This window comes from Pseudomonas sp. UBA4194, assembly GCF_002379585.1.
Classification (GTDB): Bacteria; Pseudomonadota; Gammaproteobacteria; order Pseudomonadales; family Pseudomonadaceae; genus Aquipseudomonas.
Map to the genome: position 1 here is coordinate 24,840 of NZ_DFUE01000090.1, position 14,438 is coordinate 39,277.

General features: G+C 62.7%; 9 protein-coding genes. 8 read left to right on the plus strand and 1 reads right to left on the minus strand.

Annotation, left to right across the window (positions count from 1 at the left end):
• Nucleotides 1–21: 21 nt before the first annotated feature.
• The 4 genes from murA to hisC all read left to right on the plus strand — a co-directional run bounded on the left by murA (nt 22) and on the right by hisC (nt 4,493).
• The gene (murA, locus tag B3397_RS22230; protein ID WP_296254077.1) at nt 22–1,287 is read left to right on the plus strand and encodes a UDP-N-acetylglucosamine 1-carboxyvinyltransferase; all 1,266 of its coding nucleotides are present in this window, start codon (nt 22–24) and stop codon (nt 1,285–1,287) included.
• 68 nt (nt 1,288–1,355) lie between these two features.
• The gene (hisG, locus tag B3397_RS22235) at nt 1,356–1,991 is read left to right on the plus strand and encodes an ATP phosphoribosyltransferase (protein ID WP_296254078.1); all 636 of its coding nucleotides are present in this window, start codon (nt 1,356–1,358) and stop codon (nt 1,989–1,991) included.
• 127 nt (nt 1,992–2,118) lie between these two features.
• Entirely contained in the window at nt 2,119–3,447 is a 1,329-nt protein-coding gene (hisD, locus tag B3397_RS22240) for a histidinol dehydrogenase (protein WP_296254079.1), read from the plus strand.
• Nucleotides 3,448–3,449: 2 nt separating this feature from the next.
• Nucleotides 3,450–4,493, plus strand: a complete 1,044-nt coding sequence (hisC, locus tag B3397_RS22245; protein ID WP_296254080.1) for a histidinol-phosphate transaminase — start codon at nt 3,450–3,452, stop codon at nt 4,491–4,493.
• 64 nt (nt 4,494–4,557) lie between these two features.
• Here hisC and algW read toward each other — a convergent pair whose 3' ends face one another.
• Nucleotides 4,558–5,721, minus strand: a complete 1,164-nt coding sequence (gene algW, locus B3397_RS22250; protein ID WP_296254081.1) for a Do family serine endopeptidase AlgW — start codon at nt 5,719–5,721, stop codon at nt 4,558–4,560.
• 123 nt (nt 5,722–5,844) lie between these two features.
• On the opposite strand from algW, the gene B3397_RS22255 reads away from it, so the two are divergent.
• From B3397_RS22255 to B3397_RS22270, 4 genes are all read left to right on the plus strand, one after another.
• Nucleotides 5,845–6,603 carry a Nif3-like dinuclear metal center hexameric protein gene (locus tag B3397_RS22255; RefSeq protein ID WP_296254082.1) on the plus strand — a complete coding sequence of 253 codons (759 nt, stop codon included), beginning with the start codon at nt 5,845–5,847 and terminating at the stop codon, nt 6,601–6,603.
• 205 nt (nt 6,604–6,808) lie between these two features.
• Entirely contained in the window at nt 6,809–7,726 is a 918-nt protein-coding gene (gene cysD / locus B3397_RS22260; RefSeq protein WP_296254083.1) for a sulfate adenylyltransferase subunit CysD, read from the plus strand.
• A gap of 14 nt (nt 7,727–7,740) precedes the next feature.
• The gene (cysN, locus tag B3397_RS22265; protein WP_296254084.1) at nt 7,741–9,639 is read left to right on the plus strand and encodes a sulfate adenylyltransferase subunit CysN; all 1,899 of its coding nucleotides are present in this window, start codon (nt 7,741–7,743) and stop codon (nt 9,637–9,639) included.
• 200 nt (nt 9,640–9,839) lie between these two features.
• Entirely contained in the window at nt 9,840–14,432 is a 4,593-nt protein-coding gene (locus B3397_RS22270) for a hypothetical protein (protein ID WP_296254085.1), read from the plus strand.
• Nucleotides 14,433–14,438: the final 6 nt, after the last annotated feature.

Here is a 14,438-nt window from a genome sequence, read left to right on the forward strand (position 1 = left end):
GCCACCCGCGTCGAGATTCCAATGGACAAACTGATTATTACCGGCGGCGTTCGCCTTGATGGCGAAATCCGCATTTCCGGGGCGAAGAACTCGGCCCTGCCGATCCTGGCCGCTACCTTGCTGGCCGATGGGCCGGTGACGGTCGCCAACCTGCCGCACCTGCACGACATCACCACCATGATCGAGCTGTTCGGCCGCATGGGCATCGAGCCTGTGATCGACGAAAAGCTGGCCGTAGAGATCGACCCGCGCACCATCAAGACCCTGGTCGCACCGTACGAGCTGGTCAAGACCATGCGCGCTTCGATTCTGGTACTCGGCCCCATGGTCGCGCGCTTCGGCGAGGCCGAAGTGGCTTTGCCTGGCGGTTGCGCCATCGGCTCGCGTCCCGTCGACCTGCACATCCGTGGCCTGGAAGCCATGGGCGCGCATATCGACGTCGAAGGCGGCTACATCAAGGCCAAGGCTCCCGAGGGTGGCCTGCGTGGCGCCAACTTCTTCTTCGATACCGTCAGCGTGACCGGTACCGAGAACATCATGATGGCCGCAGCGTTGGCCAACGGTCGCAGCGTGCTGCAGAACGCCGCGCGCGAGCCGGAAGTGGTCGACCTGGCCAATTTCATCAACGCCATGGGCGGTAACGTCCAGGGCGCCGGCACCGATACCATCACCATCGAAGGCGTCAAGCGCCTGCATTCGGCGACCTACAAAGTCATGCCCGATCGCATCGAGACCGGAACCTACCTGGTTGCCGCTGCCTGTACCGGTGGCCGTGTCAAGGTCAAGGACACCGATCCGACCATTCTTGAAGCTGTCCTGGAGAAGCTCAAGGAGGCCGGTGCCGAAATCACTACCGGCGCCGACTGGATCGAGCTGAACATGCACGGCAAGCGTCCCAGGGCGGTCAACGTGCGCACGGCGCCGTACCCGGCGTTCCCCACCGACATGCAGGCGCAGTTCATCTCGCTCAATGCCATTGCCGAAGGCACCGGCGCGGTCATCGAGACGATCTTCGAAAACCGTTTCATGCACGTGTACGAAATGCACCGCATGGGCGCGCAGATCCAGGTCGAAGGCAACACCGCCATCGTGACCGGCACCACCAAGCTCAAAGGCGCGCCAGTGATGGCTACCGATCTGCGTGCTTCGGCCAGTCTGGTGATTTCGGCGTTGACCGCCGAAGGCGACACCCTGATCGATCGCATCTACCACATCGACCGTGGGTACGAATGCATCGAGGAAAAACTGCAGATGCTGGGCGCCAAGATCCGCCGCGTTCCGGGCTGATCCTGCCTGGGCGCACGGATGCGCCCGCCTGTTGCCAAGAAACTCTCCTGTAAGGACCGACGTTTTCCATGTTGACCATTGCGCTGTCCAAAGGCCGCATTCTCGACGACACCCTGCCGCTGCTGGCGGAGGCGGGCATCGTGCCCACCGAGAACCCGGATAAAAGCCGCAAACTGATCATTCCCACGACCCAGGACGATGTGCGCCTGTTGATCGTTCGGGCCACCGACGTACCGACCTATGTCGAGCACGGCGCCGCCGACCTTGGCGTGGCAGGCAAGGACGTACTGATGGAGTACAGCGGCCAGGGCCTCTACGAGCCCCTGGATCTGCAGATCGCCCAGTGCAAGCTGATGACCGCCGGTGCAGTCGGTGCCCCCGAACCCAAGGGGCGGCTGCGGGTGGCGACCAAGTTCGTCAACGTTGCCAAGCGCTACTACGCCGAGCAAGGTCGTCAGGTCGACATCATCAAGCTGTACGGTTCCATGGAACTGGCGCCGTTGGTGGGTCTGGCCGACAAGATCATCGACGTGGTCGACACCGGCAACACCCTTCGCGCCAACGGCCTGGAGCCTCAGGAACTGATTGCCACCATCAGCTCGCGCCTGGTGGTGAACAAGGCTTCGATGAAGATGCAGCACGCCCGCATCCAGGCGTTGATCGACACCCTGCGCAAGGCAGTGGAGTCGCGACACCGCGGCTGACCCACCCGCGCGGCCTTGAACCGTCGCGCCCGTCTATCCGCGTCATAGCCAAATAACTCAAGTGCCTACGTGGATCGATTGGTAATCTATCGGTGCTTGAGCAATTGCCATTATTTGAGGCCCCGCTATGACCGCTCCCACTGCTATCCGCCGACTCGACGCCACTGATCCGGACTTCGCGCGCCATCTGGACCATCTGCTGAGCTGGGAAAGTGTGTCCGATGATTCGGTCAACCAGCGGGTGCTGGACATCATCAAAGCCGTGCGCGAGCGTGGCGACGCCGCGCTGGTGGAGTTCACCCAGAAGTTCGACGGCTTGCAGGTGGCCTCCATGGCCGACCTGATCCTGCCCCGTGAGCGCCTGGAGCTGGCGTTGACCCGCATCACCGCGCCGCAGCGCGCCGCGCTGGAAAAGGCCGCGGACCGGGTGCGCAGCTATCACGAAAAACAGAAGCAGGACTCCTGGAGCTACACCGAGGCCGATGGCACGGTGCTGGGGCAGAAGGTCACGCCGCTGGATCGCGCCGGTCTGTACGTGCCAGGCGGCAAGGCCTCGTATCCTTCGTCGGTGTTGATGAACGCGATCCCCGCCAAAGTCGCCGGTGTGACCGAGGTCGTCATGGTGGTGCCGACACCCCGTGGCGAGGTCAACGAACTGGTACTGGCCGCCGCCTGCATCGCCGGTGTCGACCGGGTGTTCACCATCGGCGGTGCTCAGGCCGTGGCTGCGTTGGCTTATGGCACCCAGAGCGTACCGCAGGTGGACAAGGTGGTCGGTCCGGGCAATATCTACGTCGCCACTGCCAAGCGACACGTGTTCGGCCAGGTCGGCATCGACATGATTGCCGGCCCTTCGGAAATCCTCGTCGTGTGCGATGGCGGTACCGACCCTGACTGGATTGCCATGGATCTGTTCTCCCAGGCCGAGCACGATGAAGACGCCCAGGCAATTCTGGTCAGCCCCGACGCCGAGTTCCTCGACCGAGTTGCCGCCAGCATCGACAAGCTATTGCCTACCATGGATCGCGCCGAGATCATCAACACCTCCATCAATGGTCGCGGTGCGCTGATCAAGGTTCGCGACATGCAGCAGGCCATCGAGGTGGCCAACCGTATCGCCCCAGAACACCTGGAATTGTCGGTAGAAGACCCGCAGGCCTGGCTGCCGCAGATTCGCCATGCCGGCGCCATCTTCATGGGTCGCCACACCTCCGAAGCGCTGGGCGACTACTGCGCGGGCCCCAATCACGTGTTGCCGACGTCCGGCACTGCGCGGTTCTCCTCGCCGCTGGGGGTGTATGACTTCCAGAAGCGGTCGTCGATCATCTTCTGCTCCGAGCAGGGCGCTTCGGAACTGGGCAAGACCGCTTCCATCCTCGCCCGGGGCGAGTCTCTCAGTGCCCACGCCCGCAGCGCTGAATACCGTATCCAACCTGACCCGGCCAAGGGGGAGTGAGCATGAGCAAGTTCTGGAGTCCCTTCGTCAAGAACCTGGTGCCCTACGTCCCAGGCGAGCAACCCAAGGTTGCCAACCTGGTCAAGCTGAACACCAACGAAAACCCTTACGGTCCATCGCCCAAAGCGCTGGAGGCAATGCGCGCGGAGTTGACCGACGCACTGCGCCTTTATCCAGATCCCAACAGCGACCTGCTCAAGCAGGCGGTGGCGGATTACTACGGCGTGAAGACCAATCAGGTGTTCCTCGGCAACGGCTCGGATGAGGTGCTTGCGCATATCTTCCACGGCCTTTTCCAACACGACCAGCCGTTGCTGTTTCCGGACATCAGCTACAGCTTCTATCCCGTCTATTGCGGGTTGTATGGCATCCCCTTCGAGGCGGTGCCGCTGGACGATAGCTTCCAGATTCAGCCGCAGGACTACGCCAAGGCCAATGCCGGGATCATCTTCCCCAACCCCAACGCGCCCACCGGCTGCCTGCTGCCGCTGGAAGCGGTAGAGCGGATCGTCAAGGCCAGCCCCGATTCGGTGGTGGTGGTGGATGAAGCCTACGTCGATTTTGGCGGGCAAACCGCGATCACTCTGGTGGACCGCTACCCCAACCTGCTGGTGACCCAGACCGTCTCCAAGTCTCGCTCGCTGGCGGGGCTGCGCGTAGGGTTGGCCGTGGGCCATGCGGATCTCATCGAGGCATTGGAGCGGATCAAGAACAGCTTCAACTCCTACCCGATCGATCGCGTGGCGGTGGCTGGCGCGGCGGCCGCGTTCGCCGACAAGGCTTACTTCGAGCAGACCTGCGCCAAGGTCGTCGACAGCCGTGAGGTGTTGGTCGAGGCGTTGCGTGACAAGGGTTTCGAGGTCTTGCCCTCGGCCGCCAACTTCATCTTCGCCCGCCATCCGGAGCAGGATGCAGCCGGCATTGCGGCAAAGCTGCGGGAGCAGGGCGTGATCGTGCGGCACTTCAAGCAGCAGCGGATTGCCCAGTTCCTGCGGATCAGCATTGGCACGCCAGAGCAGAATCAGGCGTTGCTGGACGCTTTGTAAGTGTGGGGCGGGGTGAGGGGACCCGTCACCGCAAGATCCAAGTCCTACCCCGCCACAAAAAGCGCTACTTCTCTTCCTTCGGCGCCGCCGGTGCCGGCGGTGGCCGCAGGCCCACCTCGGCATTGAGGGTGATCTCCTTGCCCTTGCGCATCACCTGAATCGCGATCTTGTCGTTGGGCCGAGTCCTGGCGACCTGATTCATCGACTTGCGTCCATCCCCCGCGGGCTCGCCGTTGATGCTCAGAATCACGTCACCCAGCTGCAAGCCGGCCTTTTGCGCCGGGCCATCGCGGAAGATTCCCGCCACCACGATGCCGGGGCGATCCTTGAGATTGAAGGACTCGGCGAGCTCTTCGGTCATGGGCTGCACTTCGATGCCCAGCCAGCCGCGAATCACCTGGCCGTGCTCGATGATCGATTTCATCACCTCCAGCGCCAGCTTGGTGGGGATGGCGAAGCCGATGCCTTGCGAACCGCCGGACTTGGAGAAGATTGCCGTGTTGATGCCGGTCAGGTTGCCATTGGCGTCCACCAGGGCGCCGCCGGAGTTGCCCGGGTTGATGGCGGCATCGGTCTGGATAAAGTCTTCATAGGTATTGAGGCCCAACTGATTGCGGCCGGTGGCACTGATGATGCCCATGGTGACGGTCTGGCCGACGCCAAAGGGGTTGCCGATGGCCAGTGCGACATCACCGATATGGATGCCATCGGAACGACCGATGGTGATCGAAGGGATGTTTTTCAGGTCGATCTTGAGCACCGCCAGATCGGTTTCAGGGTCGCTGCCGATCACCCGAGCGAGGGTCTCGCGGCCATCCTTCAGCGCTACCACGATTTGATCCGCGCCGGAGGTCACATGGTTGTTGGTCAGCAGATAACCTTCCGGACTCATGATCACCGCCGAACCCAGGCTGGACTCCCAGCGCCGTTGCTTGGGCAGGTTGTCGCCGAAGAATCGGCGGAACTGCGGGTCTTCGAACAGCGGGTGGGCAGCGCTCTTGTTGACCACCTTGGTGGTGTACAGGTTGGCCACCGCAGGTGCCGCGATGGCGACGGCATCGGCGTAGGACACCGGGCCCTGGATGACGCTGGCGCTTTGCGGCGCCTGCTGCAGGTTCACGTCCTGGCTGGGCAGCCCGACCCACTGCGGAAACCGCTGGATCACCAGCAGTGCGATCAAAATGCCGGTCAGCAGCGGCCATCCAAAAAAGCGCAGGGCCTTGAACATGTAAAGAATCCTGGGAGGTGGCAAAGGGAGCTTGAGCGATTCCCTGAAACCTCCAGGGCGCCCATAATGGGCCGCATTATACGGGGGCTTGCGCCGCTCTGAACTGCCTTTATGGAGACTTTTATGGCTGTCGCACTCAACACCCTGGTCGAGGAAGCGGACCGCTACCTGGCCAGCGGGAAAATCCAGGATTACTGCCCCAATGGCCTGCAGGTGGAAGGCCGGCCCCAGGTGATGCGGATCGTCAGCGGCGTCACGGCCAGTCAGGCGCTGCTCGATGCCGCCGTCGAGGCCAGGGCCGACCTGGTGCTGGTGCACCATGGCTACTTCTGGAAGGGCGAGAATCCCTGCATCGTCGGCATGAAGCAGCGCCGGCTCAAGACCTTGCTCAAGCACGACATCAGCCTGCTGGCCTACCACCTGCCACTGGATGTGCACCCCGAGGTGGGCAATAACGTCCAGCTCGCGCGGCAGCTGGAGATCACCGTCGAGGGCCCCCTCGATCCGGACAACAGCAAGGTCGTGGGTCTGGTCGGTTCGTTGGCCGAGCCTCTGTGGCCGCGGGATTTTGCCCGCCGTGTGCAGGAGGTCATGGGCCGCGAGCCGCTGTTGATCGAAGGCAGCGAGAAAATCAGTCGCGTGGGCTGGTGCACGGGAGGCGGGCAGGGCTACATCGACCAGGCGATCGCCGCCGGTGTGGATCTTTTCATCAGTGGCGAGGCGTCGGAGCAGACCTTCCACAGTGCGCGGGAGAACGGCATCAGTTTCATCGCCGCCGGGCATCACGCGACCGAGCGCTATGGCGTGCAGGCGCTGGGCGATTACCTGGCTCGACGGTTTGCGCTCGAGCATGTGTTCATCGATTGTCCCAATCCGATTTGAGCCACGGCCGCGTAGATTCTGTGGGAGCGGGCTCTGCCCGCGATGGCGTCAGTCAGGACGATACCCTAGCCCCAAACCCACAGGCATATCCTTATATCGCTTCGATCTAACCACCCCCAATCAACAGAACCGGAGCCCGTGTTAAAGTGCCCGGCTCGAACACGGCCCGCAGGCCGTCCATAAAGACTGTATTCCGTGAGTAGCCATGGTCGACAAACTGACGCATCTGAAACAGCTGGAGGCGGAAAGCATCCACATCATTCGTGAGGTGGCCGCTGAGTTCGATAACCCGGTGATGTTGTATTCCATCGGCAAAGACTCGGCCGTGATGCTGCACCTGGCGCGCAAGGCCTTCTTCCCCGGCAAGCTGCCCTTCCCGGTCATGCACGTCGACACCCAGTGGAAGTTTCAGGAGATGTACAAGTTCCGCGATCGCATGGTCGAGGAACTGGGCCTGGACCTGCTGGTGCACGTCAATCCCGAGGGCGTGGCGCAGGGTATCAACCCCTTCACCCACGGCAGCTCCAAACACACCGACATCATGAAGACCCAGGGCCTCAAGCAGGCGCTGGACAAGTACGGCTTCGATGCTGCCTTCGGTGGTGCCCGCCGCGACGAGGAGAAGTCCCGGGCCAAGGAACGCGTTTATTCGTTCCGTGACAGCAAGCACCGCTGGGACCCGAAGAACCAGCGTCCGGAGCTGTGGAACGTCTACAACGGCAAGGTCAACAAAGGCGAATCCATTCGTGTATTCCCGTTGTCGAACTGGACCGAGCTGGACATCTGGCAGTACATCTATCTGGAAGGTATCCCGATCGTGCCGTTGTACTTCGCCGCCGAGCGCGAAGTCATCGAGAAGAACGGTACCCTGATCATGATCGACGACGACCGCATCCTCGAGCACCTCAGCGAGGAAGAGAAAGCGCGGATCGTCAAAAAGAAAGTGCGTTTCCGCACCCTTGGCTGCTACCCGTTGACGGGCGCGGTGGAGTCCGAGGCCGAGAGCCTCACCGACATCATTCAGGAAATGCTCCTGACGCGAACTTCCGAGCGCCAGGGCCGGGTCATCGACCATGACGGCGCCGGTTCCATGGAAGACAAGAAACGTCAGGGCTACTTCTAAATCAGGGTCAGAACATGTCGCACCAATCCGAATTGATCAGCGAGGACATCCTCGCCTACCTGGCCCAGCACGAACGCAAGGAACTGCTGCGCTTCCTTACCTGCGGTAACGTCGACGACGGCAAGAGCACCCTGATCGGGCGCCTGCTGCACGACTCCAAGATGATCTACGAAGATCATCTGGAAGCCATTACCCGGGACTCGAAGAAGTCCGGCACCACGGGCGAAGAAGTCGATCTGGCATTGCTGGTGGATGGCCTGCAGGCCGAGCGTGAGCAGGGCATCACCATCGATGTGGCCTACCGCTACTTCTCCACTGCCAAGCGCAAGTTCATCATTGCCGACACTCCGGGCCACGAGCAGTACACCCGCAACATGGCCACCGGCGCGTCCACCTGCGACCTGGCCATCATTCTGGTCGATGCCCGTTACGGCGTGCAGACCCAGACTCGCCGGCACAGCTACATAGCCTCGTTGCTGGGCATCAAGCACATCGTGGTGGCCATCAACAAGATGGACCTCAAGGGCTTCGATGAAGGTGTGTTCGAGCAGATCAAGGCCGACTACCTGAAATTCGCCGAGGCCATCAGCCTCAAGCCCACGACGCTGGCGTTCGTGCCCATGTCGGCCTTGAAAGGCGACAACGTGGTCAACCGCAGCGAGCAATCGCCTTGGTACAGCGGCCAGACGCTGATGGAAATCCTCGAGACCGTTGAAGTCGCCGCTGATCGCAACTTCGACGATCTGCGCTTCCCGGTGCAGTACGTCAACCGCCCCAACCTGAACTTCCGTGGTTTCGCCGGCACCCTGGCCAGCGGCATCGTGCACAAGGGCGACGAAGTGGTGGTGTTGCCGTCGGGCAAGAGCAGCCGGGTGAAATCCATCGTTACCTTCGAAGGTGAGCTGGAACACGCCGGGCCAGGCCAGGCCGTGACCCTGACCATGGAAGACGAGATCGACATCTCCCGTGGTGACCTGCTGGTGCATGCCGACAATGTGCCGACCGTGGCCGACAGCTTCGAAGCCATGCTGGTATGGATGGCCGAAGAACCGATGCTGCCGGGCAAGAAATACGACATCAAGCGCGCCACCAGCTACGTGCCGGGTTCGATCGCCAGCATCGTGCACAAGGTGGACGTCAACACCCTGGCCGAAGGGCCGGGCAGTGCGCTGCAGCTCAACGAAATCGGCAAGGTCAAGGTGTCTCTGGACTCGGCCATTGCCCTGGACGGCTACGACAGCAACCGCACCACCGGCGCCTTCATCGTCATCGACCGCTTGACCAACGGCACCGTGGGCGCTGGCATGATCGTCGCGCCTGCCAATGCCTCGCAAGGGAGCAAGGCGCATGGCCGTTCGGCCCATGTGACCACCGAAGAACGCTCTCAGCGCTTTGGCCAGCAACCGGCCACCGTGCTGTTCAGCGGCCTCTCGGGCGCCGGCAAGAGCACGTTGGCCTATGCCGTGGAACGCAAGCTGTTCGATATGGGCCGCGCGGTCTATGTGCTCGATGGCCAGAACCTGCGCCATGATCTGAACAAGGGCTTGCCTCAGGATCGCGCTGGCCGTACCGAGAACTGGCGGCGTGCCGCCCACGTGGCGCGTCAGTTCAACGAAGCCGGTCTGGTGACTCTGGCAGCCTTCGTGGCGCCGGATGCTGCCGGGCGTGACCAGGCCAAGGACCTGATCGGCGCCGACCGCCTGATTACGGTCTACGTCCAGGCGTCGCCGCTGGTGTGCCGCGAGCGTGATCCACAGGGCTTGTATGCCGCTGATCAGGACAACATTCCGGGCGAGTCCTTCCCGTACGACGTGCCGTTGAACGCCGATCTGGTGATCGACACCCAGGCCTCGTCGGTCGATGAAGGCGTCAAGCAAGTGCTGGATCTGCTGCGTAGCCGCGGCGCGATCTAAAGCTTGTGGCTGGACAAAAAAACCTCGCTTCGGCGGGGTTTTTTCATGCCCTCTGAAAGCCTTCATCCAGGATGGGTTCGGGGTCGATGACACCGATGCGGTGAAGGTCTGCCGACCATTCTTGCAGACATGTCTACCACCTGAGCGCCGTCGATCGGGCGCTTGATAGGGGTCCTTTTAGCAAACCAAGGACCCGCTTCATGACCGATTTCATGTCTCTGAGTGCGCGCGTGGCTGAGCAGGCCCCGCTGGCCAGCAGCGTCAGCAAGCATTTCGCCAGCCGGCCCACCCTGCGCGAATCGACCAAGGAACTGCTGAGTCGCGAGTTGACCAGGCTTTACCCCAAGCTGCTGCTGGACACTGCCGCCGTGCAGCTGTTCGAGCCCCTGCAAAACGATGGCATCCGAGGCTTTGGCGGATATCGTCGAGAGTCGCTGGTGGACACCCTGCTGGGGCGTTATCTTCACGGCCGCAACATCAGTCTCAAGGAAGGCTTCCATTTTCTCAGCGTCGAAGCTGGCGCCGAGAATCCTTCAGCGCTGGCCGTTGCCATGCCGCTCATTCAGGGATTGATCAACGAGTGGGGCCCGCAGTTGCTGGTCGAGTATGCCCAGCGTTTGTGCGCCTATTGGGACCAGGTCAAGCCCGACGGTAGCAGTCGTTGGCAATGGCTGGCCACTGCGTTGCAGGTGCGCCTCAAGCGCCACGTCGATCGCCTCGGCAAGGCGGGGCAGTTGGACAACGCCCAGGGCGCCACGGCGATGCTGCTGGTCGGCATGCCCGATGCTCTGGAGCGCGGCCGTTACAATGGCGACACGCTCACGGCCAGCCTGGTGGCCATCGACGCGCTGGGCGCGCCCCCGAACCGATTCGCCCAGCTGACCCACGCGTTGGTCATCCAGCGTCATGTCAGCCAGCAGCAACGTGATCTGGTGATGCTGTACACGCCATTCAACGGTCTGGAGACGTTCCCTACCTTGCAGGCGCTGGCTGAATCCATCGGCGCCGACATTGGCATGCAGTGGACCGCCGAACAATTGGAGTTGGCCCTGTACGCGCCCGTCGGCAATATTTTCGAAGCCCAGGCGCAAGCCATTCTGGAACAGCAACTGGCGGCGGTGGAAACAGTTGGCAACTACTGTCGCACCCACGCCCAAGGCATTCCCGCGCTGGAATTGGGAACCGAGCAGGTCACCTGCCTGTTCGAAATCGACTCCACGGAAGAGCGCGCCAAACTTCAGGAATTGAACGCCGCGCTGCCCACCTGGCTTTCCGGGGCCGACACCCGCGAGCGCCGCAACTACTCGTTGTATCTGGCGAGTCTGGCACTGCTGCGTACCGAGCAGGGCGGCAAGTCGTTCCTGGACGGCATCGCCCCGATTCTCGAGTTCGCCGCCCAACGCCTGGTCGAGCAGATTGCCACGCAGTGGCCGGACGCACCTCTGGCCAGCCTGGATGATGTCGAGGTGCATATCCTGACCGCACCCAATGCCCTGCTCAGCATCGTCAACGCCGGCGACAGCACGCTTGAGGACGAGCAGATCAGCCTGGTGGACTTTTCTCTGTTCAACCTGTCCGGCCGGCCGCGCGGGCGGCTTTTGATCAAGGCACGCGAAGGGGCGTCATTACCGGCCTGGGTGACCAGCGACGCCATCGAGAACCTGATCGAAGCGGCTGACGTCGGCGGTTGCTATCTCAAGCTGCTGGATGAAAAACTGCTCAAGGACCCGGTCAGCAGCGCCTGGCGGGAGCAGAACTTCGGTGCGCAGTTGACCCTGCAGTTGCCGATGCTGGCGTTGCAGAACAGTGTGCAAAAGCTTCATGGGTTCACCCACACCGGTTGGCGTTATGTGGATCAGGTGTTGCTGGGTGACGAAACCACTGCGAGCAACGATCCGCCGCTGGTGCTCAGTCAATTGGGCTTTCGTGCCACGCCCGAGGCTGCGGTGGACAAGGTTACCAACATGTACGTGATCGGTGCCGTGGGTGGCATGGGGCCGCAGGTTCTGTACCGCCCGCTGTGCCAACCCATCCTCAGGCAATTCGAGGACGCGCGGGCGTTGTTCGACGCGGTGGCCGAGGAGGGCGAGTTGCAGCGCAGTGTCCTGGACTGGCTGGACGAGTCGGCGCAAGCCCGCTATGCCAACGGCGGCTTCCTGGAGCCTCACGTGGTGCGTTTTGGCCAGGGCTCGGAATTTGCTCCGCTGTCCACGCCGGCACCCGCGCAGCTGAGGCTGACGGCACTTGCCCAGCCACTGTTGGCCCAGCTTTATCGGCAAAATGTCCAAGCACTGACCACCGTGGCCTCGCGGCAATCGCTGAGTACCGAACGCAGCCGCTGGATCGGCTACAAGGCTCTGGGTTGGACCTTGTTCAATGGCCTCATGCCTTTTCTCTGCGGACCTGTAGCGACAGCGGCCTGGTTGATTCAGACCTTGGCTACCCTGCAGGACGCGCTGCGCGCGCAAGCAGCGGGCGATGGTCAGCCGGCCGAGGAGCAGATGATTGACCTGCTGTTCAATATCGCCCTGGTGCTGCTGGCCCACGGTGCGCCCCGAGCACCGCTGGACAAGGCCTACCGTGTGAGGCCGCCCGTACCTGCTGCCAAGGCTACCGCCCGCATTGCACCTACGGCGCTGGAGGTGAACCAGCTGCGGGGCAATCTCGACTTCGGCTGGGCCCGCGCCCGCCATGTGCTCAGCGCGCTAGACCAGCGCCGCCTGGCCAGCTATGCGGTTACCGCCCCGCCGGCCCAACTCGCTGCGGTGCCTCACGGCACCTTTCGCGGGCTGTATCTGGATCAGGACCGCTGGTTGATGCCACTGGACGGCCAGTTCTACCCCGTCGACGTCAGCGGCGAACAGATGCGCATCGTTGACCCGCTGCGTCCCGCCGAGCCCGGGCCCTGGGTGGAGCGCGACGAGGTCGACCGCTGGCGTCTGGATCTGCGCCTGCGCCTGCGCGGGGGCGGCCCCACCGGACGCATTGCCGCGCAGCGGCAAGCCAACCGTGCGTTGCTGTTGGCCGGCAATGCCAAGTTGGTGACATTCAACCAGCGCAAGTCGGCCCTGCACGCAGAGGTCAACAATGTCCTGACCAAGGTCGAGGCTGCCGTGTTGGCCAAGGACGCCGCCAGCACCCGTGCGTTGCGTATCGAGTTCGACGCCAAGGCCGATAGCTACATGCAGGCCCTGCGCGAAGTGCTGGAGGTGTGCGTGGACATGATTCGTCTGGATCCGGCGCTGGATCGCTCCCGGGATCATGCCAATATTCTTTCCCAGCTGTACGAAGTCGGCCAGGAGCAGGTGGTCAATCTGCGCCTGCGCAGCCAGGAAAATCAGCGCTATGCCGATGAGATGGAAGCGCTCGCCGCTCTGGATCACCTGACTCCGGCACAGTCCAAGAGGTTCTTCGGCTTTGTCGGCGAAAGTACGGCGTTATTGGAAAAGCAGATTCGTCTGACCCGTGAGCTGCTGGACTGGAAAGGCCAGCTGCAGCGCATGCCCCTGGAAGGGCCGCGCGCGCTCAAGGAATTCGACGCGACCTGGATCGAGACCCTGCCAGTGCAGCGCTGGATCGGCATGCTGGTGGACGGCCTGGGGCTGGTGTGCGTCCGCAAGGTGTCCGAGATGGAGGCCGCCGCGCGCATGCTTCAGGCCGTTACCGAGCCCGTACGGCTGGCCGCTCAGAGCCACGCAGCGCTGCAGGAAACCGCTCAGTACACGCTCAACGATCGGGTCGAGGTGCTCAACAGCCTGGACCTGCAATACGCCGGAGCCAAGGCATCGCTGGACTACTATCGCGGGATTCTGGGCAATGGCCTGGACCAACCGGCGCTGCTGCGCCTGGGCGAACTGATCGACGAGTTGCGCTCCCAGGCGCAGGAAACCCTGGTGCCGCTGGCGCGGGAGCAGTTGAAGATGTCGCGCAAGGAGCGGCGCCTGGCCCGCGACCGCAATATCGTGGTGACACGCCGCCGCGGCCTGGTGGTCGGCCAGCACCGGGCGCGGGCTCCCGGTGCGGCCCAGGAGATCATCGATGTCATCGATCCGATCGAACAGCGTGTCGTCGCCTCGTTCGGCAAGGACACGGTGGCGGGCGACTGGGCGCAAATCGATGAGCCAGTAGCCCGGCGCCAGACTCAAGGCTCGCTCGATGCACTGGTCAACAAGAGCCAGCAGTTGCTCAAGGCGGCCGACAAGGAAGTGCTCAACGCTTGGCGTCTGGTGAACAAGCCTTGGCTCCCCAGTGAGGTCGAGGATCAGGTAGTGGCCTATGCCCGACACCTGCAAGACAGTGCCGATGCGATCGAGCAGTACCTGACCCGCAACAATGCCACGGACCTGGCCACCGCATCCCATGAGTCCGCCGAGGTCAAGGCCAAGACCTTGCGAGAGAAGGCCGCGCAGATCACCGAGGAGGGACGACTGATTCGCATCGACATGATCAAGCGTCAGCCGCCGACTGCCCTGCGCGTGGACTACTTGCTGCGTCAGGAGGCGGTGCGGATCGCCAAGGTGGGTGAGCGCAAGGTGCTGCGCAAGGGTCGGGATTTCATGCAGGAGTATGTGGTCAACGACCTGGAGGGCAAGGCGTTGTGGTATGCCCATTTCCACTACGACCAACTGCGTGGGCCGGCCCTTGCCTACACTCGCGCCCACCTGAAGACGGTGGCGCAGCGGTTCGATGGCGTGCAGACCCAGCGAGCTCAGGAGATGAGCGGGGAAGAAGTGATCGGCATCCTGCGCAGTCGCATCGATCCGCCGTTGGATCAGGCGTATCTGGACGTGTAGCGTTCG